The 23,336-nt window shown below is 70.8% G+C and carries 17 protein-coding genes and 1 pseudogene; 13 read left to right on the top strand and 5 right to left on the bottom strand.

The window, feature by feature from the left end; all coding sequences use genetic code 11:
- Positions 1-91: 91 nt before the first annotated feature.
- Entirely contained in the window at positions 92-625 is a 534-nt protein-coding gene (locus KWI83_RS21560; RefSeq protein WP_218516016.1) for a peptidylprolyl isomerase, read from the bottom strand.
- 317 nt (positions 626-942) lie between these two features.
- Here KWI83_RS21560 and KWI83_RS21555 point away from each other — a divergent pair, with 317 nt between their 5' ends.
- Positions 943-1,644: a DUF5324 family protein gene (locus KWI83_RS21555; protein ID WP_218516015.1), complete on the top strand. Its 702-nt coding sequence runs from the start codon at positions 943-945 to the stop codon at positions 1,642-1,644.
- Between the two features lie 35 nt (positions 1,645-1,679).
- On the opposite strand, the gene KWI83_RS21550 is transcribed toward KWI83_RS21555, so the two are convergent.
- Positions 1,680-1,847, bottom strand: a complete 168-nt coding sequence (locus KWI83_RS21550; RefSeq protein ID WP_218516014.1) for a hypothetical protein — start codon at positions 1,845-1,847, stop codon at positions 1,680-1,682.
- A gap of 198 nt (positions 1,848-2,045) precedes the next feature.
- Here KWI83_RS21550 and KWI83_RS21545 point away from each other — a divergent pair, with 198 nt between their 5' ends.
- From KWI83_RS21545 to sbnA, 5 genes are all read left to right on the top strand, one after another.
- A complete protein-coding gene (locus KWI83_RS21545; RefSeq protein WP_218516143.1) occupies positions 2,046-4,631 on the top strand; it encodes a Pls/PosA family non-ribosomal peptide synthetase in 2,586 nt (861 codons plus the stop codon).
- 13 nt (positions 4,632-4,644) lie between these two features.
- Positions 4,645-7,911, top strand: a complete 3,267-nt coding sequence (locus tag KWI83_RS21540) for an amino acid adenylation domain-containing protein (RefSeq protein WP_218516013.1) — start codon at positions 4,645-4,647, stop codon at positions 7,909-7,911.
- Between the two features lie 67 nt (positions 7,912-7,978).
- Complete coding sequence (locus tag KWI83_RS21535) at positions 7,979-8,983, top strand: TauD/TfdA family dioxygenase (protein ID WP_218516012.1); 1,005 nt, start codon at positions 7,979-7,981, stop codon at positions 8,981-8,983.
- Positions 8,980-10,050: a 2,3-diaminopropionate biosynthesis protein SbnB gene (sbnB, locus tag KWI83_RS21530; RefSeq protein WP_218516011.1), complete on the top strand. Its 1,071-nt coding sequence runs from the start codon at positions 8,980-8,982 to the stop codon at positions 10,048-10,050. Before KWI83_RS21535 ends, sbnB begins: the two co-directional genes overlap by 4 nt.
- 35 nt (positions 10,051-10,085) lie before the next feature.
- Positions 10,086-11,111: a 2,3-diaminopropionate biosynthesis protein SbnA gene (gene sbnA / locus KWI83_RS21525; RefSeq protein WP_218516010.1), complete on the top strand. Its 1,026-nt coding sequence runs from the start codon at positions 10,086-10,088 to the stop codon at positions 11,109-11,111.
- Between the two features lie 125 nt (positions 11,112-11,236).
- Here sbnA and KWI83_RS21520 read toward each other — a convergent pair whose 3' ends face one another.
- Together KWI83_RS21520 and KWI83_RS21515 are read right to left on the bottom strand one after the other, a co-directional pair.
- Complete coding sequence (locus KWI83_RS21520; RefSeq protein ID WP_218516009.1) at positions 11,237-11,569, bottom strand: putative quinol monooxygenase; 333 nt, start codon at positions 11,567-11,569, stop codon at positions 11,237-11,239.
- Positions 11,570-11,637: 68 nt separating this feature from the next.
- The gene (locus KWI83_RS21515) at positions 11,638-11,955 is read right to left on the bottom strand and encodes a cation:proton antiporter (protein ID WP_256362630.1); all 318 of its coding nucleotides are present in this window, start codon (positions 11,953-11,955) and stop codon (positions 11,638-11,640) included.
- Between the two features lie 11 nt (positions 11,956-11,966).
- On the opposite strand from KWI83_RS21515, the gene KWI83_RS21510 reads away from it, so the two are divergent.
- Together KWI83_RS21510 and KWI83_RS21505 are read left to right on the top strand one after the other, a co-directional pair.
- Entirely contained in the window at positions 11,967-12,371 is a 405-nt protein-coding gene (locus tag KWI83_RS21510) for a hypothetical protein (RefSeq protein WP_218516007.1), read from the top strand.
- 113 nt (positions 12,372-12,484) lie between these two features.
- The gene (locus KWI83_RS21505; RefSeq protein ID WP_218516006.1) at positions 12,485-14,344 is read left to right on the top strand and encodes an FAD-dependent monooxygenase; all 1,860 of its coding nucleotides are present in this window, start codon (positions 12,485-12,487) and stop codon (positions 14,342-14,344) included.
- A gap of 87 nt (positions 14,345-14,431) precedes the next feature.
- Here the strand turns inward: KWI83_RS21505 and KWI83_RS21500 are convergent, their stop codons facing one another.
- Positions 14,432-14,908 carry a MarR family transcriptional regulator gene (locus tag KWI83_RS21500; protein WP_218516005.1) on the bottom strand — a complete coding sequence of 159 codons (477 nt, stop codon included), beginning with the start codon at positions 14,906-14,908 and terminating at the stop codon, positions 14,432-14,434.
- A 301-nt stretch (positions 14,909-15,209) separates the two neighbouring features.
- On the opposite strand from KWI83_RS21500, the gene KWI83_RS21495 reads away from it, so the two are divergent.
- The 5 genes and pseudogenes from KWI83_RS21495 to KWI83_RS38840 all read left to right on the top strand — a co-directional run.
- Positions 15,210-20,522: a type I polyketide synthase gene (locus tag KWI83_RS21495; RefSeq protein WP_308122126.1), complete on the top strand. Its 5,313-nt coding sequence runs from the start codon at positions 15,210-15,212 to the stop codon at positions 20,520-20,522.
- Positions 20,523-20,599: 77 nt separating this feature from the next.
- Positions 20,600-22,255, top strand: a complete 1,656-nt coding sequence (locus KWI83_RS21490; protein ID WP_218516003.1) for a (2,3-dihydroxybenzoyl)adenylate synthase — start codon at positions 20,600-20,602, stop codon at positions 22,253-22,255.
- Positions 22,256-22,312: 57 nt separating this feature from the next.
- Positions 22,313-22,909, top strand: coding sequence for a VOC family protein (locus KWI83_RS21485; RefSeq protein ID WP_218516002.1), 597 nt, complete (start codon positions 22,313-22,315; stop codon positions 22,907-22,909).
- Positions 22,909-23,151 carry a hypothetical protein gene (locus tag KWI83_RS21480; protein WP_218516001.1) on the top strand — a complete coding sequence of 81 codons (243 nt, stop codon included), beginning with the start codon at positions 22,909-22,911 and terminating at the stop codon, positions 23,149-23,151. Before KWI83_RS21485 ends, KWI83_RS21480 begins: the two co-directional genes overlap by 1 nt.
- Positions 23,152-23,162: 11 nt before the next feature.
- Positions 23,163-23,336: pseudogene (locus tag KWI83_RS38840) on the top strand (methylmalonyl-CoA carboxyltransferase); the annotation flags it as partial.

Genomic DNA, 23,336 nt, shown 5'->3' with positions numbered 1-23,336 from the left:
TCGGGCCTGGCGGGTGTCGCGGGCCTCAGGCCTCGCTGGACGTCGTGGGACGTCACGGGGCGTCACGGGGCGTCACGGGACGTCGCGGGGGTCAGCCCTCGCGGGACTCGACGACGACCGTCTCGATGACGACGTCGTTGAGCGGGCGGTCGGTGCGCGGGTTGGTCTGGGTGGTCGCGATGGAGTCCACGACCTTCTGGCTGGCCGCGTCGGTGACCTCACCGAAGATGGTGTGCTTGCGGTTCAGCCATGCCGTCGGGGAGACGGTGATGAAGAACTGCGAGCCGTTGGTGCCCGGGCCGGCGTTCGCCATGGCCAGCAGGTACGGCTTGTCGAACCGCAGGTCCGGGTGGAACTCGTCCCCGAACTGGTAACCCGGGCCGCCCGTGCCGTTGCCCAGCGGGTCACCGCCCTGGATCATGAAGCCGCTGATGACCCGGTGGAAGACCGTGCCGTCGTACAGCTTGGCCGTGGACTTCTCACCGGTGGCCGGGTGGGTCCACTCACGCTCGCCCATGGCGAGCTCGACGAAGTTCCTGACCGTGTTCGGCGCGTGGTTCGGGAACAGTCGAACCTGGATGTCGCCGTGGTTGGTCTTCAGGGTGGCGTAGAGCTGCTCGGCCACGATCTGCCTTCCGTTGTCTTCCTGTGACTCCACGATCCTCGCACGGTCCACGCCCGGCGTCGTCCGACGCCGCTGACATGCGTGTATCCGGGCGTATCGCCTGCGGAAATCCGGACGAGTCGTCGGGGGACGCAGGCGCGGGGCGCCGATCCGTGGCATTGTCGACGACAAGCTCCTGTTGCCCCGTATTCATCCGCTATTGCACCGCACCCGTGACCCGGATGCCCACCCTCACATGCCACATCGCTCTCCGGCAGGCATGATCCGTAAAAGGGTGGAAAGTCGAAATACCGTACGCCACCGAGGAGGAGGATCCCGTGACCCGCATCGACAGCGTGCGCGCCGCGACCGGCTCGGCGAAGGGCAGCGTGCTGCACGCCGCGGAAGTGGTGGCGCCCTACGCCGACACGGCCAAGGACCGGGCCGCGCACTACGCACACGAGGCACGCGTACGGCTCGCGCCCAGGGTGTCGCAGGCCGCCGGACAGGCCCGCGTCCAGTACGCGTCGCATCTCGCGCCGCGCCTGGAGCAGGCCCGCACCCATGTGCCGCCGAAGGTCGACCACGCCGCCCAGGAGGCCGCCTTCCGCGCCCGCGAAGCCGCGCGGCAGGCCGCCCAGTACTCCCGGCCGAGGATCGAGCAGGCAGCGGCCGTGGCCGGGCCCGTCAAGGACGAGGCCGCGGCCCGGGGCGCCGCCGTGCTGGCCGCGCTGCGCGGCCAGGTCTCGCCCGAGGAGATCCACAAGCTCGTCCGCAAGCACGAGCGCCGGGCGAAGGCCGGCCGGGCCGTGAAGGTGCTGGCCGTCCTCGGCGTCCTCGCGGGCGGTGCCTTCGCCGCCTGGAAGTGGTGGGACAAGCAGGCCAACCCCGACTGGCTGGTCGAGCCCCCCGCCGCGACCGAGGTCTCCGAGTCCGGTCGGCTCACGTCGGTGGACGGCAGCGGCCAGTCCGTACTCGACCCCGAGGTACAGGCCAAGGAGGCCGAGGAGGAGGCCTCGCACCGCGACGACCGCGACTGAGGCCGAGCCGGATCGCCGTCACAACTGCGGGGCCGTCACAACTGTGGGGCGGGTGACCTGAGGGTCGCCCGCCCCACATGCATGTTCCAGTCCCCGGTGCTGCCCAGGCCGTCCGGCGTCGCCCGGAAGCTGTCGGCGGCGAGGGGTGCCCGGCAGTCGTGAGCGTGGCCGAGGGTGGCCCGTACGGGTGAACCGTCACTCACCCCAGCCGTGTGGAGAAACCAAGGCAGACAAAGCCCATCGAGCGTTCCCGCCTTACGTTGCGCTCCGTTCGGACTGGCGACCTCTCGGTAGCCGACCGAAACTGAAACCCACGGTTCGTGATCAGGAAAGAACGCACCCTCGTGCCTTCCAATCGCTCGGTCGAGCTTTTCCCGGAGCGCGAGGACACCGGGCCGGCCATGCGTGGCCGCAGGTTGTCGAAGCGTCTTCAAGGAGGTCGCACGGTGGAGCAGTCTTCCGAGGTCGATATAACCGGGCTGGACCAAGGGATTGTCGACCGGAGTACGGACACCGAGAGTGAACTCGCTCAGGTCCTGGCCGCCGTCATACGCGTCGACCATGTTCCGGTCGACCGGCATTTCTTCGACGACTTGGGTGCCAACTCTTTGGTCATGGCCCAGTTCTGCGCAAGGCTCAGACGGAGACCGGATCTGCCGTCGGCGTCCATGAAGGACATCTACCGGTACTCCACGATCCGAAGCCTGGCGGCAGCTCTCGCGGCCACGCCTCCCGCCTCCGCGGACTGCTCTCTCCCGAAGTCGCCCTCGCACGTGACGTCACCGTCGCCGGTGACGTCGACGAGCCGGCTGACATACGTTCTCTGCGGAATCCTTCAGTTGTCGATGTTCCTGGGGTATTCCGCCGCCGCGGGAATGGTGGCTGCCCGGGGATTCACATGGGTCGCCGCAGGATCAGGTGCGGCCGACATCTATCTACGGTCGCTGCTCTTCGGGGGCGTCGGCTTCGTAGCGCTGTGCGCGTTCCCGGTCGTCGCCAAATGGATTCTCGTCGGCCGCTGGAAACCGTGCGAGTTCCCGGTCTGGAGTCTGACGTACCTGCGCTTCTGGCTTGTCAAGGTACTGCTCCACGCCAATCCGGTGCTGTTGTTCGTGGGCAATCCCCTGTACCCGCTGTATCTGCGGGCACTCGGCGCGCGTATCGGCAAGGGGGTCACGATCCTGTCCCACTCCCTCCCGGTCTGCACCGACCTGCTCACGATCGGCGCCGGCACGGTGATCCGCAAGGACTCGTTCTTCCTCTGCTACCGCGCACACGCCGGGCGCATCCAGACCGGCCCGGTCACGCTCGGCCGTGATGTGTTCATCGGCGAGAAGACCGTCCTGGACATCGACACGCGGATGGGCGACGGAACACAGCTCGGCCACTCGTCCGCCCTGTACCGCGGCCAGGCGGTCCCGGACGGCGAGCACTGGCACGGATCCCCGGCACAGCCCACGGAGATCGACTACGTGAGGGTGGCGCCGACGCGATGCGGCACCTGGCGCCGGGCCTCGTACGGCCTGATGACCCTGCTCCAGCTGTTCTTCCTGTACTTACCGCTGGCCGTCGGCGGAACCTACATGCTGTTCGAGGAAGTCCCGGCCATCGGCAACCACCTTGCGCCGGAGACGGCCGGACTCGCGGCGGAGCGGCTGATCAGTGACGCGCTGGTGGTGTCACTCGTGCTGTTCTTCGGGTCCGTCGTCGCAGGCCTCGTCGCGCTGTACACCGTTCCGCGCCTGCTGAACCTGGTCATCGAGCCCGACAAGGTGTATCCGCTCTGCGGATTCCACTACTCGGTGCACCGGGCCATGGCGCGCATGACGAACATCAAGTTCTTCGCGTGGCTGTTCGGTGACAGTTCCTACGTCGTGTACTACCTGAAGGGTCTCGGCTACGACTTGTCGCGGGTCGAGCAGACCGGGTCGAACTTCGGCACCGAAGTGCAGCACGAGAGTCCCTATCTGGTGACTGTCGGCAGGGGAACGATGGTGGCCGATGGGCTCTCCATCATGAACGCGGAATACTCCAGCACGTCCTTCCGGGTATCCCGGGCGTCGATCGGGTCGCACAACTTCCTCGGCAACAACATCGCTTACCCCGTGGGCGCCAGGACAGGTGACAACTGCCTGCTGGCGACGAAGGTCATGGTTCCCCTTCACGGTGAAGTCCGCAATGGGGTGGGGCTCCTGGGCTCACCCTGCTTCGAGATTCCGCGGTCGGTCGAGCGCGACTCACGGTTCGACGACCTCAGGACCGGGGAGCGGCTGCGCCGCCGGCTCGCCGCGAAGAACCGCTACAACCTTCGCTCGATGGCCTTGATGCTGTTCGTGCGGTGGCTGCACACCTTTGCGCTGACGATGCTCGCGCTCGCCTCCATCGACGTGTACGGCGTGCTCGGGCACGTGGTGATCGCCGCGTATCTCGCGTTCACGCTCGGCTTCTCCACCCTTTACTACATCCTGCTGGAACGCTGCATCACGTCATTCCGTTCCCTGCGCCCCCGGTTGTGCTCCATCTACGACCCGTACTTCTGGTGGCACGAGCGCCTGTGGAAGGTTCCGGACGAGCACCTCGACATCTACAACGGAACCCCCTTCAAAAGCCTGATCTGGCGGATGCTGGGCGTGCGCATCGGCAGCAGAGTGTTTGACGACGGCTGCTATCTGACGGAGCGGACCCTCACCACCATCGGGGACGAATGCACCCTCAACGCCGGGAGCAAAATCCAGTGCCACTCGCAGGAGGACGGCACCTTCAAGTCCGACCGCAGCACACTCGGAGCGCGCTGCACCCTCGGCGTCTCCGCCCATGTGCATTACGGCGTGACGATGGGTGACGGCGCCGTGCTGGCACCCGATTCCTTTCTCATGAAAGGCGAGGAGGTCCCCCCGAACGCGCGGTGGGGTGGAAACCCCGCCGCCGACATGCCGGATGCGACGCCGAGGTCCTCCGCCGACGACGCCGTGACGACTCTGAGCTGAGGAGGGCCGTTCCATGGGAGCACGCCTGAACACGGACCGGGAGTTCTGGAGCCGTGTGCTGACCGCTGGTGGTTTCACCGCGGTGCCACGGTGGGTTCGGGAACCGGTGACGGGAGTGGCCGAGTACGAGGCGGCGGTGCCGGACCACGTGAGCGACGCGGTACGCGGGCTGCTACGGGAGCTCGACGTGCCGTTGAGCGCGGTGCTGTTGGCCGCGCATGCCAAGGTGCTGGCCGCGTTGTCCGGTGAGCAGGAGGTCGTGACGGGGTACGTCGCCGGGGGCCGGGGCGGCCCGCTGCCGTGCCGCCTGACGGTCGGCCCCGGGTCGTGGCGCGACCTGGTGTCGAACGCCCGTCGCGTCGAGGCGGAGCTGCTGGCGCACCGGCATTTCCCCGTGGACGAGCTGCGTCGGGAACTGGGCGTGGCCGGGCCGTCGTACGAGGTGGTGTGCGATCCGGCGGGGACCGACGGCGGGCTGGTCGGCGACGCCGTGCTGGGAGTGGGCTGGTGCGACCGTGACGGTCGGCCGGTGGTGCGGCTGCGCTACCGCACGCAGGTACTGGACGCCGAGTGCGCGGCCCGCATCGGCGGCTATCACGTGGCCGCACTGCGGTTGATGGCGGCCGGTGTCGACGCCGACCACACGCGGCAGAGCCTGCTGTCGGCCGAGGAGGTGGACGAGCAGCTCGAAGGGCTGGCCGGGCCCCGCCGGCCGCTGCCGGACAGGCGGGCGCACGAGCTGTTCGAGCAGCGCGTACGGGCCCACCCGGACCGGGTGGCGGCGGTGCACGGCGACCGCTCATGGACGTACGGGGAACTCAACGCGCGCGCGAACCAGTTGGCGCGGGCGTTGCTGGAGGAGGGGCTGGGCCGGGAAGACGTGGTCGCGGTCGTCACCGAACGCAACCTCGACTGGCTGGCCGCGACGTTGGCGGTGTTCAAGGCGGGCGGCGTGTACCTGCCGATCGAGCCGCACTTCCCGGCCGGCCGTATCGCGGCCATGCTGTCGCGCGCAGGCTGCCGGCTGGTGCTCACGGAATCCGGCAGCACCCACACCCTCGACCAGGCCCTGGCCACCCTGCCGGAGGCCGGGGTGCTGCTGATCGAGAAGGCGTACGCACAGCAGCACCCCGACACGGACGTCGGGGTGCAGGTCGCCGGCGATCAGCTGGCCTACATCTACTTCACCTCCGGTTCCACCGGCGAGCCGAAGGGAGCGATGTGCGAGCACGCCGGCATGCTCAACCATCTCTTCGCCAAGATCGGCGACTTGGGGATCGCCGAGGGGCGCGTGGTGGCGCAGACAGCCCCGCAGTGCTTCGACATCTCGCTGTGGCAGTTGGTGTCCGCGCTGCTGGTGGGCGGGCAGACCCTGCTCGTCGGGCAGGAGTCGGTCGTCGACGTGGAGCAGTTCCTCGACACGATCGTCCGCGGCCGGGCCGGTGTCGTCCAGGTGGTGCCCTCCTACCTGGAGGTCGTGGTCTCGTATCTGGAGCGGCATCCCCGCGCACTGCCGGACCTGCGCTGCGTGTCGGTCACCGGTGAGGCCCTCAAGCGGGAGCTGGTCCAGCGCTGGTTCGCGATCCGGCCCGGCATCAGGCTCGTCAACGCCTATGGACTGACCGAGACGTCGGACGACACCAACCACGAGGTCATGGACAAGGTGCCCGAGCGGGTCCTGCTGGGGCGCGCGGTCAACAACGTGCGTGTGTACGTCGTCGACGAGCATCTGTCACTGGTGCCGCTCGGCGCCCCGGGACTGATCGCGTTCTCCGGTGTCTGCGTGGGGCGCGGATACATCAACGATCCCGAACGGACCCGTGAGGCCTATCGCGAGGACCCGTACCGACCGGGTGAACGGCTCTATCTGGGCGGCGACTGGGGGCGCTGGCACCCGGGCGGCAGACTGGAGTTCCTCGGCCGCCGCGACAACCAGGTCAAGATCCGCGGATTCCGCATCGAAATCGGCGAGATCGAGAACGCCCTGCTGCGGGTGGCCGGGGTGCGGGACGCCGCGGTCGTCATCGCCGAACGGGCCGGCCACAGCAAGCACCTCATCGCCTTCTGCACGGGCGAGCGCCAGGAGACGGACGTCCTGCGCGAGGCGCTGGCCGCCGTACTGCCCGCCTACATGGTCCCCTCGGCCTTCCACTGGCAGCCCAGCCTGCCGCTGACCGCCAACGGCAAGGTCGACAGGAAGGCCCTGACCGCGCTGGCCGAACAGACGGCGGCACCGACGGAGAACGACGCCGGTCAGGACCACGACCGCGCCCCGCTCACCCCGACCGAGCGAAAGCTGGCGGCCGTCTGGGCCGAACTGCTGGGCGTCCCCGAACAACAGATCGGCCGTACGGACCACTTCTTCGACTCCGGTGGCACCTCCCTCACGGCGGTGAAGCTCACTCTCGCCCTGGACCGCGCCGTGTCCCTGAAGGACATCACCCGGCACCCGGTCCTGGCAGACCTGGCCGCGCTCCTCGACGGCGGCTCCCGGCACCGCCCGGAGCTGCTCCAGCCGCTGTCGGGCGGGACTGGCGGGGCGCCGGACTGCGCACTGGTGTGCTTCCCCTACGCGGGCGGCAACGCGGTCAACTACCAGCCGATGGCCGGCGCCTTGGCGGGCAGCGGGCTCGCGGTGTACGCCGTCGATCTGCCCGGTCACGACCCGGCCGCCCAGGGCGAGCCGTTCGCCACCATCGGGCAGGTGGCGCAGCGGGTCGCCGCCGAGATCGCCGAACGGGGCCTGACCAGGGTCATGATCTGGGGCCATTCGTCGGGTACCGCGCCCGCCGTGGCGACGGCCAGAGAGCTGCGGGAGCTCGGCGTGGACGTCCCGCGGGTGTTCCTCGCCGCACAGCTGCTCGGCACCGCCGCCGACCGGCGCGCCGGCCTCACGGAGCTGACACGCCGCAGCAACGCCGAGATCGCCGCCCGACTCGTCGGCGACGGCGGCTACCCGGAACTCGCGGAGCTGAACGCCGAGCACGCCGAGCACGTCGGTGCCGCCTACCGGCACGACTGCGCGTCCGCCCACCGCTATTTCGCCGACGCCCTGGAGAGCCCGTGGCCGGTGAAGTTGTCGGCGCCGGTCACCGTGGTCGTCGCCGCGGACGACCCGAACACGGCCGGATTCGCCGACCGCCACCGCGACTGGCAGCTCCTGGCCGACCACGTGGACCTGCACGAACTCGCCGACGGCGGCCACTACTTCCTGCGCACCCGTCCGGCCGAAGCCGCGCGGGCCGTCCTGGGCGCCACCGAACCACTGGCCGCCTCGTGAGCATCCAACGATCACCCCTGTGTTCAGCCGCCAGAGCCTTCAGCGGGACAACCGAAAGGAAACCGAGATGTCGTCCTCGCCCCTGACACCCCTGCTCGACCTGAAGCTGCGGCCGGACCGGCCTGCGGTCCTGCATGCCGAGTCCCCCGGCGATGCGGCGAGCTGGGCCGCCCGGCACCGCGACGCGCTGCGCGCACACGTCGACCAGCACGGCGTGCTGCTCGTCCGTGGCCTGGACCTGCGGGACGCGGATCAGACCGGTGCCGTCTTCGCGGCCCTGTCCGACGATCTGATGACGGAGAGGGAGGCATTCGCCCCCCGTCAGAGCCACGGCCGCGGGGTCTACTCCTCGACCACGTGGCCGGCCAACCAGCCGATGTGCATGCACCACGAGCTCAGCTACACGCTGGAGGTTCCCGGCCTGATGCTGTTCGCGTGCCTGACCGCGCCCAGCCAGGGCGGTGCGACGGCGGTGGCCGACGCGGAACAGGTGCTGCAGGCCCTGCCCACCGAGCTCAGCGACCGGTTCGAGCGCGAGGGCTGGCTGCTGACCCGCAGCTACAACGACGAGATCGGGGCCTCCCTGACGGAGTCGTTCGGCACCGACGACCGCGCCGCCATCGAACGCTACTGCCGCGCCCAGGCCATCGACTTCACCTGGCGGCCCGACGGCTCACTGCACACCCGCCAGCGCCGCAGCGCCGTCGTACGGCACCCGGTCACCGGCCGGCGCTGCTGGTTCAACCAGATCGCGTTCCTCAACGAGTGGACGCTCGCCCCCGAGGTGCGCGAGTACCTGCTGGACGTCTACGGCGAGGACGGACTGCCGTTCAACACCCGCTTCGGCGACGGCACCGAGATCAGCGAGGACATCGTCCGCCTGCTCAACACCGTCTACGAGGAGCACACCCGGCGCGAGCCCTGGCAGCCCGGCGATCTGATGCTCGTCGACAACATCCGTACCGCGCACAGCAGAGAGGCCTTCACCGGGGAGCGCGAGGTGCTGGTCGCCATGGCCGAGCCCCGGCGCCTGGCCGACCGCTGCCCCCAGCCGGAGGCGAGCCGGCGATGACCCACCTGATGTCACCCGCCACCGGGCGGGCCACCTCCCACGCGTCCTCGGCGCCGACCTTCGCGGTGATCTCCGGCGCGCAGGTACAGCAAGCACTCAGCGGACGCGAAAAGGAGATCGTGGAGCTGGTCGAGGCCGCCTACCGGCTGCACGGCGCCGGCGACTCGGTCAACCCCCCGTCGTACTTCCTGCGCTTCCCCGACCGCCCGGCCTCGCGCATCATCGCGCTGCCGGCCTCCATAGGCGGGTCGTTCCAGGTGGACGGTCTGAAATGGATCTCCAGCTTCCCGGCCAACGTGCAGGCGGGCCTGCCTCGGGCGTCCGCGGTCCTCATCCTCAACGACCATGACACGGGCTACCCGTTCGCCTGCCTGGAGAGCTCCATCATCAGCGCGACCAGGACCGCGGCATCCGCCACGCTGGCAGCCGACTGGCTCAGCCGCACCCGGCCCCGCCCCACCCGTGTCGGATTCTTCGGTACCGGTCTGATCGCCCGCTACATCCACACCTTCCTGGCCGGCACCGGCTGGACGTTCGACACGATCGGCATGTACGACGTCTCCGCCGACAGCACCGCCGGCTTCTCCGGCTACCTGCGCCAGGCCGGCACCACCGCACCGGTCACGGTCCACGACAGCGCCGAGGAACTGATCCGTTCCTGCGACCTGGTCGTCTTCGCCACCGTCGCCGGCGAGCCCCACGTCACCGACCCGGCCTGGTTCACGCACCACCCGCTGGTCCTGCACGTGTCCCTGCGCGACCTCGCTCCGCAGATCCTGCTCGACTCGGCCAACATCGTCGACGACGTCGACCACTGTCTGAAGGCCGACACCTCACCCCACCTGGCCGAGCAGCTCACCGGCAACCGCGACTTCCTCGACGGCACCCTCGACGACGTCATGACCGGACGGCTGACCGTGCCGGCCGACCGGACCGTGATCTTCTCGCCGTTCGGGCTCGGCGTTCTCGACCTCGCCGTGGGCATGTACGTGTACGACGAAGCAGCCCGGGCGGGGGAGCTCCGCCTCATCGACGACTTCTTCCACGACCTGCGCCGGTACGGCTGAAGCCACACCCTCAGCCCTGGCAACAGGAGGCCCACGTGCCCGTCATTTCCACTCCCCACGCCTTCAACGAAAGCCGGCTCTACGTTGACCTGCAGCCGATTCTCGGACGCCGTCTCTACCTGAAATGCGAGGGCTTCAACTTCGCCGGCTCCATCAAGCTGAAGGCCGCGACCGAGATGGTGGAGAGCGCCGAGCGCGACGGACGACTGACGCCTGCCTCGATCCTCGTCGAGTCCTCGTCCGGCAATCTCGGCGTGGCGCTCAGCGTGATCGCCGCGAGCAAGGGATACCGGTTCCTGTGCGTGACGGACTCCCGCTGCAACCTGTCGACCAGACTGCTGATGGAAGCGCTGGGCAGCGAGGTGCACATCATCGCCGACCTCGACGCCAACGGAGGATTCCTGGGCAAGCGCATCGACTACGTCCGTAGGCTGTGCGCGGCCGACGGCCGGTACGTGTGGCTGAGCCAGTACACCAACCCGGGCAACTGGCGGGCCCACTACCGCACGACGGCACCGGAGATCGCCGGCGAGTTCCCGCGCCTCGACGTGCTGTTCATCGGGGCAGGCACCACCGGGACTTTGATGGGCTGCGCACGCTACTTCCGGCAGTGGCACCGGCCGGTGCGGATCGTCGCCGTGGACGTCGTGGGCTCGGTCGCCTTCGGTGGCCCGCCCGGTCGCCGGATGATCCCCGGCGTGGGCATGAGCATGCGCCCGCCGTTGCTCGACGAGTCGTACGTGGACGAGGTGGTCCGCGTCGAGGAGGCGGAGACCATCCGCACCTGCCACCGGCTGGCCCGGCGTGGATTCCTGTTCGGCGGCTCCACGGGAACCGTGGTCAGCGGCGCGATGGACTGGCTGGACCGGCACGACGCACGCGGCCTCACAGCCGTGGCCATCGCCCCGGACCTCGGCGAGCGCTACCTCGACACGATCTACCAGATCAACTGGCTGCAGGACCTGTACGGCGACGACATCCTCGACTCCAAGGAGGTGACGGCCGCTCCCCGGAGGCGCGAGATCGTATCGCGGGTGACGGACCGCCGTCGGAACCCGTAGCCGAGACCCGCGACAGCGGCAATACCGCCGGTCACGACTGGAGGGCCGGTGAGCTCGGCGGGATCCCTCTTCGGGCGGGGCACACCAAAATCCTGCCGGGTGCCGTCTGCGGCGTTCACCGGCTGTCAGCTCTCCGGATGATGCACCGCGAACACCGAGTACGCGTGGGCGTCCGGCTTGGCCAGTTCGGCTGCCTTGTCTCGGTAGACCTGGCAGTCGGGGTCCGCCATGGTCGCCTTGATGTCGGCCTTGCTGCGCCACTGGGCGAAGTAGATGAGCCGCTTGCCGTCGTTGCTGGGGAGGATGTTCACCGAGATGCATCCCGGTCGGTGGCGGATGTATTTCTCGGCGCCCTCGCTGAGCAGTTCGGCGAGGTCCTGCTGGCGCTCGGGCTCGACCTCGAAGACGTTGATCATGGAGATGGTGCCGTCGTCGGCGCGGATGACTGTCTCGCTCATGGTGGTGGCTCCTTGAGAGGGGAGAGGGAGGGCAGGGCAGGGAGGGCAGGGCAGGGCAGCGGGCTCGGTCAGTTGATTCGGGCCAGTTCGGGAAGCGGGGCTTCCGTGTCGTCCGTCGTCCTCAGCTGCCTTTCCATACGGTCGGGCAGCGCCAGCTTGTACAGCGGCAGCGCGCCGGCGGTCGTGACCACCGCCACCAGCACCAGGAGGGAGAAGACGTCCTGGGTGATCATCCCCTGCGCCAGGCCGATGTTGATGAAGATGAGGATCATCAGGCCACGGGCGTTCATCAGTCCGCCGACGGCGTAGGACTCACGCCAGGAGAATCCCGCAGCCTTCATCCCCAGGGCGCAGCCGAAGTACTTTCCGGCGAAACCGGCTGCCAGTCTTCCTCGCCATGTGCACCGGCCTGAAGGCCGCCGAGACGGTCGACGCCATCCTGTCCGAGCCGGAGCGCACCGACGAGCTTCAGCTCGCCTACTCCAACTTCTACAAGACCGGCTACGACGTCTACGGACGCCTCATCCACGCCTACTACGAGGCCGGTTACAGCCTGCGCGGCTTCCTCATGGAGGCCGGTTTCGACATCTCCGGCGACCAGCTCGGCACCAACAAGTGGGTCGCGCGGCTGGTCAGCGGTGATTTCTGGAACCCGCGCAACGTCCTGCTCCGGCACCTGCGCGCCCAGTCCCGGTGGGACACCTTCGCCCCGTTCGAGCCCCACTGGGGCTGCCCCTTCTACGAGGAACTGAACGTGGCGGAGGACGAGGAGGCCGCCAGGGAACCCGCCCCCGTGGCGTGACCCCTGACCCCTACGGCCCTGTCAGGCATGAGCCCCGACGAGCGCGGCGGTCGCGCCGCTCGCCGGGGCTCCCCCCCGTCCGCCCTCTGTCCGCCTCCAGGAGAGCCACCACCATGCGACCTCAGACCTTCGCCGTGATCGGCGGCGGCCCCGCCGGTCTCTTCCTCGCCCGCCTCGTCAAGATGCGCGCCCCGCAGGCATCGGTCACCGTCCACGAACGCAACGCCGCCGACGCGACCTTCGGCTTCGGAGTCGTCTTCTCCGACCGTACGATGGCCGCCTTCGAGCGGGCCGACCCGGAGACCTGCCGACGCCTGCGCGAGGCGAGCGTGCAGTGGACCGACATGGAACTGCGACACCGGGGCCGCGCCCTGCGGTACGGCGGCTACGGCTTCACCGCGATCTCCCGCAGGACACTGCTGCGCATCCTCCAGGAGCAGGCCGCGGAGGTCGGCGCCCGGCTGCGCTTCCACCACGAGATCCCGCTCGCGGACGCGGTCGGCGACGCGGACGTCGTGGCCGTCGCGGACGGCGCCAACTCCGCCACCAGGAAGGCGTACGCGCAGGCATTCGGCACGACCGTCGACGCGTCGGGCCCCCAGTACATCTGGTTCGGGACCCCGGCGCGCTTCGACCGGGTGACCTTCCCCTTCGTCCCGACGCGCTTCGGGCCGTTCGCCGCGCACGCCTACCCGTACGAGCCGGGGACCAGCACCTTCATCGTCGAGACGGACACGGCCACCTGGCGGGCGGCGGGCATGGACGCCTCCACGCGGGCGGCCCGGGCCCCGGGCGTGAGCGACACGCACTCCAAGGAACTGCTCGAAGAGATCTTCAAGGAGCATCTCGACGGCCATCCCCTGCTGGTCAACAACAGCAAGTGGGCCTCGTTCCAGGTGGTGCGCAACGACACCTGGTCGCACCGGAACATGGTCCTGCTCGGGGACGCCGCCCACACCGCCCACTTCTCGGTCGGCTCCGGCACCAAGATGGCCATGGAGGACGCGATCGCCCTCGCCGAGGCCCTGGACACGGAGGGCACGACGGCCGACGCGTTCCGCGCGTACGAGACGCGGCGGCGCCCGGAGGTGCGGCGCACCCAGGAGTGGGCCGCACCCAGCATGCGGTGGTGGAGCACCTTCGCCCGGCGGCTGCACATGGAGCCGGAGCAGTTCGGCTTCCACTTCCTCACCAGGACCGGAGCCATCTCGTACGCGGGTCTGAAGCGTCGTCACGCGTCACGCGTCGACGAGGTCGAGTCCTGGTTCGCACGCCGGTCGGCGCCCGGCACGCCGCCCGAGCCCGGGGCCGCCCGCTCAGCCGTCTGCCTGCCGCTCACCGTGGACGGCACCGTGCTGGCGAACCGCATCGCCACCGTGACGCCACCGGACGCCATCCAGTCGAGCGCCCGGGCCGGCGGCGGACTCGTCATCGTGGACTGGTCCGCGGACGGCCCCGACGGCGACCAGGACACCTGGCGGGCGACGATCGAGCGGGTCCGGGGGCACGGTGCCCAGCCCATGGCCCTGGTGCGGGCGCAGGACACGGTCGGCGAGGAGTTCGCGCGAGCGGTGGGGATACGGCTGATCGAGCGGGTACTGCCCACGACTGCGGCGCTCGGGGACGGTGCGTCGGTGATGGTCGGCGTGGACTGTCCGCCCGTACCCGCGTGGACCACCCAGGGCGAGGACTTCGTCCGGTGGTGCTCGGAGCAGACGCGGGCCGGAGCCGTCGGCGTACATCTCCGGTTGCCGGAGGAGGAGTTGACCGTGGAGGGATGGGACCGGGCCCTCGGCTACGCGGACCTGGTGCGCGAGCGTACGCGCAAGACCGTCCTTCTGGACGTGCCCGACGGATGGGCGCTCGCCGCGCCGGACTCGCATCGCGGTGAGAGCTGGGGGACACGGATCCACACGGCCCTGCTGTCCGGGCGGCTCGACATCGTCGTGGCGCACCCGCTGGGCCGGCTCTGACCCCGGCCCCGGCTCTGACCCCGGCCCCGGCTCTGCCCCCGGCCCCGGCTCTGCCCCCGGCCCCGGCTCTGCCCCCGGCCCCCGGCTCTACTCCGCTTCGGGCGGGGAGGGCCGGGGCTCGCGGGACGCCTGGGCCTCGGCGAGGTCGGCCTCCAGGCGGCGCAGCACCTCCAGGGTCCGGTCGAGCTCGGTGGAGCTCATCCGGCCGACCGCAGCCTGCTCCAGCTCCCGCCAGAGCTCCTCCACTTCGCCTTGCAGCGAGCGGCCCTTGTCGCTGAGGGAGACGATCACGATCCGCTGGTTGCCGGGCGGGCGGTGCCGCGTGACAAAGCCCTGCGCCTCCAGTCGTTTGAGCATCTTCGTCACCGTCGACGCCTCCAGCCGGAGCGCGGCCACCAGATCGCCCTGCGGCTGATGGTCGCGGTTCCACAGGCGCATCAGCAGCAGCTCCTGCCCGGGGAAGAGGCCCACCCGGCGCAGCAGGGCGCCCGCGAGGTTGCGGTGGGTGCGCGCGATGCTCGCCAGCAGCTGGTTCACCGATCCGTCGTCGAATGCGGGATTCACCCGGCGCGCCTCCTGCCGTGGACATCGGCCTTCTTCTGCCCAGAGGCTACAAGTTCCCCACCTGGCACATGACTTGGTCGCGACGAATCTCTTGCGGCCCAACAATTGGTCGGCTAACGTTTAGCCGCGCCAGGTTTCGGCTGCCGGACGCCGCCCACCCCCATGTGCGCCGCAGGCGGGCGGCATGTCGCGTTGCCCAGGATCTTCTCGTACGCCCGACGCAGGCAGCGACGAGGGGGCTCCAGTGGTCAGCCGGAATCCGGAGACAGAGCACGAAGCGACGGCGAACGAGCCGATCGCGGTGATCGGAATGGGATGCCGGTTCGCCGGCGACATCGACTCTCCCGAGCGGTTCTGGAACTTTCTGATGGCGGGCAGGGACGCCATCGGTGAGATCCCGCCCGAGCGCTGGGAGCCGTACACCTCCTCCAGCGCGGAGAACGCGGCCCTGCTCAGGCGCACTACGCGCTTCGGCGGGTTCCTGTCCGACATCGAGGGATTCGACGCGGAGTTCTTCGGCATCACCCCGCGCGAGGCGGAGCTGATGGACCCGCAGCAGCGGATCGTGCTGGAAGTCGCCTGGGAGGCCCTGGAGCACGCCGGTGTTCCGCCGCGCTCGCTCGCCGGCGGCGACACCGGTGTCTTCATCGGTGTCGGCTCGGACGACTACGGCCGGCGTCTCCTGGAGGACCTGCCGCGCATCGAGGCGTGGACGGGCATCGGCGGCGCCTTCTGCGCGGTCGCCAACAGGATCTCGTACACGCTCGACCTGCGCGGTTCCAGCGTCGCCGTGGACACCGCGTGCTCCTCGTCCCTGGTCGCCATCCACCAGGCCTGCCAGTCCCTGCGCCTGGGCGAGGTGCCGCTCGCCCTGGCCGGCGGCGTGATGATCATGGCGGGGCCGGGGCTGACGATGGTCCTGGACGCCGCCGGCGCGACCTCACCGGACGGCCGCTCGAAGTCCTTCGACGCCGCCGCCGACGGGTACGGCCGCGGCGAGGGCGCGGGCGTGATCGTCCTCAAGCGGCTCAGCGACGCCCGGCGCGACGGCGACCGCGTCCTCGCGGTGATCCGTGGCAGCGGCATCCACCAGGACGGCAGGACCAACGGCATCATGGCGCCCAGCCAGGAGGCGCAGACGCACCTCCTGCGCCGCACGTACGAGCACGCGCGGATCTCCCCCGCCTCCGTCGACTACGTCGAGGCGCACGGCACCGGCACCCGCATGGGCGACCCGATCGAGGCGGGCGCCATGGCCGCCGTGTTCGGCGCGGACCGTCCGGCCGGCCGGCCCTGCCTCATCGGGTCGGTCAAGCCCAGCATCGGTCATCTCGAAGCCGGCGCGGGCGTGGCCGGTGTCATCAAGGCCGTACTCGCCCTGCGGCACGCGCAGATACCGCCGACCGCCAACTTCGAGCGACCCAACCCCGCCATCCCCTGGGCCGAGTCCGGCCTCAGCGTCGTCGCCGAACCGACTGCCTGGCCGCGTACCGACGGGCCGCGCCGGGCCGGTGTGTCCGGCTACGGGTACGGCGGGACCATCAGCCACGTCATCCTGGAACAGGCCCCCGAGGGCGCCGAACCGGCGGAGGACGGCCAGGACGGCCAGGACGGGAGGAACGGGCGGCCCGCCACCCGGGTGTACCCGCTCTCCGGCGCGTCCGAGGCCGCGGTCCGGGAGTACGCGGGCAGGCTCGCGGACGTGCTGGAGACCGAGGCCACCGCCCCGTCGGCCGCGGCGCTCGGACACACCCTCGCTCTGCGCAGGTCCCACCTCGCCCATCGCGCGACGGTCGTCGCGGGCGACCGCGCCGAGCTGGTCTCACGGCTGCGGGCGCTGGCCGCCGGGGACTCCGCACCGGGCGTCGCGTCCGGGCGCAGCGTGTCCGGGCCAGCCGCCGGTGCGGGACTCGTGTGGGTGTTCTCCGGGCACGGCGCCCAGTGGGCCGGCATGGGGCGCGAACTCATCGCCTCGGACCCGGAGTTCGCGGCCGTCATCGACGAGATCACCCCGGTCTTCATGGCGGAGATCGGCTTCTCCCCGCGCCAGGTCATCAGCGACGGCGAGCTGGGGGACGTCTCCCGGATCCAGCCCATGATCTTCGCCATGCAGGTCGGCCTGGCCGCCGTGTGGCGTGCTCGGGGCGTCGTGCCGGACGCGGTGATCGGGCACTCGGTGGGCGAGATCGCGGCGGCCGTGACGGCCGGCGCGCTCAGCCTCCGAGACGGTGCGCGGCTGATCTGCCGCCGGTCGATCCTGCTGCGCCGGGTCGCCGGCCTGGGCGGCATGGCGATGGTGAACCTGCCCTTCGAGGAGGCGGCCCGGCGGCTGGCCGACCGGACCGACGTCGTCGCCGCCATCTCCGCCTCGCCGTCCTCCACCGTGGTGGCCGGGGACGCGGCCGCGGTGGAGTCCGTGAGCGCCCGGTGGAAGGACGAGGGGCTCGTCGTACGGCGGGTGGACTCCGATGTCGCCTTCCACAGCAGCCACATGGACCCGCTCCTCGACGCACTCGCCGCCGCCGACCACGACCTGGACATCCGCCCCGCCGTGCTCCCCGTCTACACGACGGCCCTGGACGACCCTCGCGCGAACCCCCTCCGGTACGGCGGCTACTGGGCCGCCAACCTGCGCAACCCCGTCCGCTTCGCCGAAGCCGTCACGGCCGCGGTCGAGGACGGCTACCGCCGGTTCGTCGAGGTTTCCGCGCACCCCGTCGTGGCGCACTCGATCGACGAGACCCTCGACGGCCTCGGCGTCACCGACGCCCTGGTCGCCCACACCCTGCGCCGCGGCAAGCCGGAGCGCGAGACGCTGCTGACCAACCTGGGCGCCCTGCACTGCCACGGCGGCGAGATCGACTGGGCGGCGATGTGGCCCGCGTCCGCCCTCGCGGAACTGCCCCCGCCGGCCTGGCAGCACCGCCCCTACTGGGCCGAGTCCGGGCCCAGGACGGCCGGTGGCGGCGGCCACGACGTGGACAGCCACACCCTGCTCGGCACCCGCACCGTGGTGACCGGGACGACACCGCTGAAGGTCTGGCAGACCTACCTCGACGAGACCTGCCGCCCCTACCCCGGCGACCACCCCGTCCAGGGCGTCGAGATCATCCCCGCCACCGTCCTGCTGAACACCTTCTTCACCGCGGCCACCGGCTCCGGCGAGCGGCCCGCGCTCAGCGACGTGTCACTGCGCGTGCCCGTATCCGTCACCGCCGCGCGGGAGCTGCAAGTCACCCTCCAGGACGGCACCGTACGCCTGGCGTCGCGGCTGCTCGACCAGGACGCGGACGACGCGGACGGCCAGGCGTGGCTGACCCACACCACGGCCTCGGTGTCGCACGGCGTGACCGTCGCGGACGACCGCATGCTCCCGCTCGCGGACGTCCTGAGCCGCTGCACGGAGTCCCTCTCTGCGGACTTCCCCATCGACCGGCTCGCCTCGGTCGGCGTCGCCGCGATGGGCTTCCCGTGGGCCGTCGAGGAACTGCTGCACGGCCCGGGCGAGCTGCTGGCCCGCGTCCGTGCCGACGGCGAACGCGAGGAGCGGCCCACCTCCTGGGCCTCCGTCCTCGACGCCGCCCTCTCCATCGCCTCCGTCGCCTTCGACGGCCCGCCCACCCTGCGCATGCCCGCGCACATCCGGGAGATCGCCCTGCGCGGCGACTCGCCCGCCCGCGTGCTGATCAGCGTGCGGGTGGCCGAGGGAACGGCGGCCACGGACACCGTGCACGTCGAGATCGCGGACGAGACGGGCCGCGTCGTCGCCACCCTGCGCGGACTGCGCTACGGCGTGCTGGACGGCGACCCCGGCGCGGCGGCCAGCCCCCGGCGCCTCATCCACGAGATGGTGTGGCGGCCCCTCGAACTCGACGCCTCCCCGGCCGAACGCCCCGGCCTCGTCGTGCTGGTCGGCGACGACAGCGCGCTGAAGACCGCCCTCGCCGGCCGGCTGACCACCGCGGGCACCCCCTGCGTGAGCCTGACGACGCCCCGGGAACTGGACACCGTGCGGGAGCGGCTCGGGGCGTTCACGGCAGTGCTGGTGGTGCCCGCGGTCACCGCCGCGACGGAGACCGTGAACGACGCCGCCTTCCGCACCACCTGGCTGCTGGCCGGCACCGCGCAGTGGCTCGCCGCCGCGCGGCTCGCGGACCGGCCGAAGCTGTGGTGCCTCACTCAGGGGGTGTACGAGAGCGCCGACACCACCGGACTCGGTCACGGCGGCCTCTGGGGGCTCGGCCGGGTCATCGGCGGTGAGCATCCCGACCTGTGGGGCGGACTCGTCGACCTCGCGGCGGACGGCGCGCCGCCGCACCCCGACGCACTGCTGTCCGTGCTCGGCTCGGTCAGGGGCGAGGACGTCGTCGTCGTACGCGACGGGCGGTGGACCGTCAGCCGGCTCGCCCGGATCGAGAGGGACGCGACCCGGGCCGCGACGGAGTTCCGGGCCGACGGCACCTATCTGATCACCGGCGGTCTGGGCGCACTCGGCCTGGAGATCGCCCACTGGATGGCCGGCCGGGGCGCCCGGCGCCTGGTGCTCGCCGGACGCTCCGGGCTGCCGCCCCGCGAGACCTGGGACACGGTCGAGGACCCGCGCGTCCAGCGGCAGATCGAGGCCGTGCGGTCGCTCGAAGCGCTCGGCGTGACCGTACGGGCCCTCGCCCTGGACATCGCCGACCGCGACCAGGCGGCCAAGCTGCTGTCCCCGTCCGAACTGCAACTCCCGCCGGTCAAGGGCGTGGTGCACGCCGCGGGTGTCCTCGACAACCGCATGCTCGCGGACCTGACCGAGGAATCGCTGCGCACGGTGCTGCGGCCCAAGGTGGACGGCGCCCTGGTCCTGCACGAGATCTTCCCGCCCGGCAGCGTCGACTTCTTCACCCTGTTCTCGTCCTGCGGTCTGCTCCTGGGACTGCCCGGACAGGCCAGTTACGCCTCCGCCAACGCCTTCCTCGACGCCCTGGCCGGTCACCGGCGGGCCGCCGGTGACCACGCCACGGTCAGCTTCGGCTGGACGTCGTGGCGAGGGCTCGGCATGTCGACCTCCTCCGAGGTGATCGACGCCGAACTGGAGGCACGCGGCACCGCCGACATCACCGTGGCGGAGGCGTTCCGCTGCTGGGAACTGGCCGACCGGCACGACCGCGGCTACTACGCCGTCCTGCGCACACTGCCGCCGGCGCCGGGCGCCGTACGGCCGCGGCTGCTCTCCGAGTTGACCGTCGACGACGGCGGGGGCACCGCCTCCGCGGACACCCAGGACGCCGAGTGGCAGTCGCTGCCCCCCGACGAGCTGCACGGCTACCTGGTCGACGCCGTCCGCCAGAGCGTCGCCGACGTCATGAAGACCAGCCCCGCGGACCTCAACGTGCGGGCCCCACTGACGGAGCTGGGCCTCGACTCGGTGATGACCGTGGTCGTGCGCCGTCGTCTGGAGAAGCGGTTCCGGCTCGCCCTGCCGGCCACGCTGCTGTGGGAGCGGCCCTCGGTGGAGGCCGTGGCCGGTTTCCTGCGCGGCGCGCTCACGCCGGGTGAGGCGGACTTGGACCTGCCCTCCGACAACGCGCCCGCCGCCGATCGGACCGCCGCCGAAATCCTCGTCGGCTGATCAGGCAACCGGCCGGCGCCACCTCGGCGCCGGCCCCTCGATCCGTGCGTACAGGACCGCAGAAGCAGGAGAAACCCATGACACGAGCGGGTGTCGTCCCCTGGCCGGACGAGTTCGTCCGGCGGTACGTCGCGAAGGGCTACTGGCGGCAGCGACCGCTGGGCGCGCTGATGTGGGAGTGGGCGGACGCCTACGGGCCGCGCGTGGCCCTGGTCGACGGCGCCCGGCGCGTCACCTACCGGGAACTCGCCGAGACCGCCGACAACCTGGCTGAGGGCCTGGCCGGCACCGGCCTGAAGCGCGGCGACAGCATCCTCGTCCAGCTGCCCAACTGCTGGGAGTTCATCGCCCTCGTCCTCGCCTGCGCCCGGCTCGGCGTGGCCCCGGTCCTCGCCCTGCCCCCGCACCGCGAGCACGAGCTGACGTACATGGCCGAGCTCGCCGAGGTCTCGGCCGTGGTGGCGCCCAGCAGCTGGCGCGACTTCGACCACCAGTCGCTCGCCGAACACGTCGCACGGGTACGCGGTCACGGATGCCGGGTCCTGGTCGTCGGGGACACGGTGCGCCCCGGCAACGTCGACCTGCGCGCGCTCATGACCGCCACCGGTGACCCGGCCGCCCGGCGGCACCGGCTCGACGCCCTGGCCCCCGACGCGAGCGAGGTGCTGCTGTTCCTGCTGTCCGGCGGAACCACGGGCCTGCCGAAGATCATCGCCAGGACGCACAACGACTACGAGTACAACGCCCGCCGCAGCGGCGAGGTCTGCGGCTACGGCCGGGACACCGTCTATCTCGCCGTCCTGCCCGTCGCGCACAACTTCGCCCTGGCCAGCCCCGGCGTGCTCGCGGCGCTGATGAACGGCGGCCGGGCCGTGCTGATGCCGTCGCCGAACCCCGAGGCCGCCTTCACCGCCGTGGAAAGGGAACGGGCGACGGTCACCTCGCTCGTCCCCGCCGTGGCCCGACGGTGGCTGGCCGCAGCGGCGACGGACCACCACGACCTGTCCAGCCTGCGGGTCGTCCAGGTCGGCGGGTCCGTGCTGTCCCCGGCCGAGGCGCGGAGCCTCCTGGGCGGTCTCGGCGGCCGGCTCCAGCAGGTCTTCGGCATGGCCGAGGGCCTGCTCAACTACACGCGCCTCGACGACCCCGACCACCTGGTCCTCACCACCCAGGGGCGGCCCATCTGCCCGGACGACGAGATCCTGCTCGTCGACGACGACGACGACGTTCCCGTCCCCCCGGGGCAGCCGGGCCGACTCCTCACCCGCGGCCCCTACACGCCCAGGGGCTACTTCGCCGCCCCCGAGCACAACGCGCGTGCCTTCACCGCGGACGGCTGGTACCGCACGGGAGACGTCGTCCGCCAGGACGCGGCGGGCAATCTCACCGTGGAGGGCCGCACCAAGGACCTCATCAACCGCGGCGGCGAGAAGATCTCCGCCGACGAGGTCGAGGACCTGGTGCGCAGCCTGCCGCAGGTCGCCGACGTCGCCGTGGTGCCCTCGCCACACCGGGAGCTGGGCGAGTCGGTGTGCGCCTGTGTCGTCCTCAAGAGCGGGCAGACGCTCGATCTGGCGGACATCCAGCGCCTGTTCCACGAGCGCGGCGTGGCCGCCTTCAAGACCCCGGAACTGCTCATGTTCCTCCCCGCACTGCCCCAGACGCCGGTCGGAAAGATCGACAAGAAGGCCCTGCGGAAGCTGACCGCGAACCGGCCGCGCCTACCCGGCTGACCGCTCTTCAAAGCCGGTGACGGCAGCCCACCCGTACGCCAGGAAAGGAAAACGAGCATGGAATCCACCGGCAACTCCACTCCGCCCGACCGGCTCTCGCTCCAGGGAGTCGACCACCTGGCCCACGTCACCTGGGATCCCGAGGCCACCGTGAGCTTCTACCGCGACGCCCTCGGCCTGCCCCTCGTCCACGCCGTCACGGGAACCGGCTGGCTGTCGGAGAACTTCCCGGACTTCGTCCACTTCTTCTTCGCCCTGGGCAAGGGAAACCACCTGGCCTTCTTCTACTACTTCGACCTCCCCCAGGACCAGGCCCCCGACGATCTCATGCACGTGTCGCGGCACATAGCCCTGCACGTCGACACCGAGGAAGAACTCCTGGCCTGGCGCGCCAAGCTGAAGGCCGCCGGAATCCGGGTCACCCCTCCGCTGGCCCACGAAATGATCGAATCCATCTACTTCGACGACCCGAACGGCATCCAACTCGAAATCACCCGCCCACTGCGGGAGTTCGGGGACATCGACGCCCGCGACGCCGAGCTGACCGTGGCCGCGCTGACCGACGTGGTCCGCAAGGGCGATCCGTCGCTCAAGGCCACCTGGCAGCGCAAGGCCGAACTGATCGCCGCACGATACGAGAGGGACACCATCTGATGGCCACCCTGTACGTCCTCGACGTCCCGGAGTTCCGCACCCTGCTGGACGCGGTGGCGAGCGATTCCGCGACGGCGGACACCGTCGGCGACTACGTTCGCGTCACCACCGCCGAGGGACCGCTCGTCCTGGAGCGCGACCGGATCGGCGCCCGCGACGCCGTCTGGTTCTCCGCGCTCACCGGCGGCTACAGCGGCACCATGACCAGGTTCGACACGGCCGTGCTCCGCCTGGAAGGTTGAGACCGGTCGACATGACTTCCCAGTCGGCGGTACACGACGCGCGAGGGCGGGTCGCCGAGCTGTACGAGACTCGTGCGCGGGCGGTGGCCGGCCCGAGCGAGAAGGCCACGGCGGCCCAGCACGCGAAGGGCAGGCTGACGGCCCGGGAGCGGATCGAGCTGCTCCTCGACGCGGGTTCCTTCCGG

This window comes from Streptomyces sp. TRM70350 (genome assembly GCF_019219825.1).
Taxonomy (GTDB): domain Bacteria; phylum Actinomycetota; class Actinomycetes; order Streptomycetales; family Streptomycetaceae; genus Streptomyces.
The sequence above is the reverse complement of the archived record's forward strand: the minus strand, read 5'-3'. Positions and strand labels throughout refer to the sequence as shown.

What these genes read in the sequence shown, in the direction of transcription:
- KWI83_RS21545 (WP_218516143.1), top strand. Translation starts at nt 2,046, where the DNA reads ATGCGTGGCCGCAGGTTGTCGAAGCGTCTTCAAGGAGGTCGCACGGTG.
- KWI83_RS21540 (WP_218516013.1), top strand. Translation starts at nt 4,645, where the DNA reads ATGGGAGCACGCCTGAACACGGACCGGGAGTTCTGGAGCCGTGTGCTG.
- KWI83_RS21535 (WP_218516012.1), top strand. Translation starts at nt 7,979, where the DNA reads ATGTCGTCCTCGCCCCTGACACCCCTGCTCGACCTGAAGCTGCGGCCG.
- sbnB (WP_218516011.1), top strand. Translation starts at nt 8,980, where the DNA reads ATGACCCACCTGATGTCACCCGCCACCGGGCGGGCCACCTCCCACGCG.
- KWI83_RS21520 (WP_218516009.1), bottom strand. Translation starts at nt 11,569, where the DNA reads ATGAGCGAGACAGTCATCCGCGCCGACGACGGCACCATCTCCATGATC.
- KWI83_RS21510 (WP_218516007.1), top strand. Translation starts at nt 11,967, where the DNA reads ATGTGCACCGGCCTGAAGGCCGCCGAGACGGTCGACGCCATCCTGTCC.
- KWI83_RS21505 (WP_218516006.1), top strand. Translation starts at nt 12,485, where the DNA reads ATGCGACCTCAGACCTTCGCCGTGATCGGCGGCGGCCCCGCCGGTCTC.
- KWI83_RS21490 (WP_218516003.1), top strand. Translation starts at nt 20,600, where the DNA reads ATGACACGAGCGGGTGTCGTCCCCTGGCCGGACGAGTTCGTCCGGCGG.
- KWI83_RS21485 (WP_218516002.1), top strand. Translation starts at nt 22,313, where the DNA reads ATGGAATCCACCGGCAACTCCACTCCGCCCGACCGGCTCTCGCTCCAG.
- KWI83_RS21480 (WP_218516001.1), top strand. Translation starts at nt 22,909, where the DNA reads ATGGCCACCCTGTACGTCCTCGACGTCCCGGAGTTCCGCACCCTGCTG.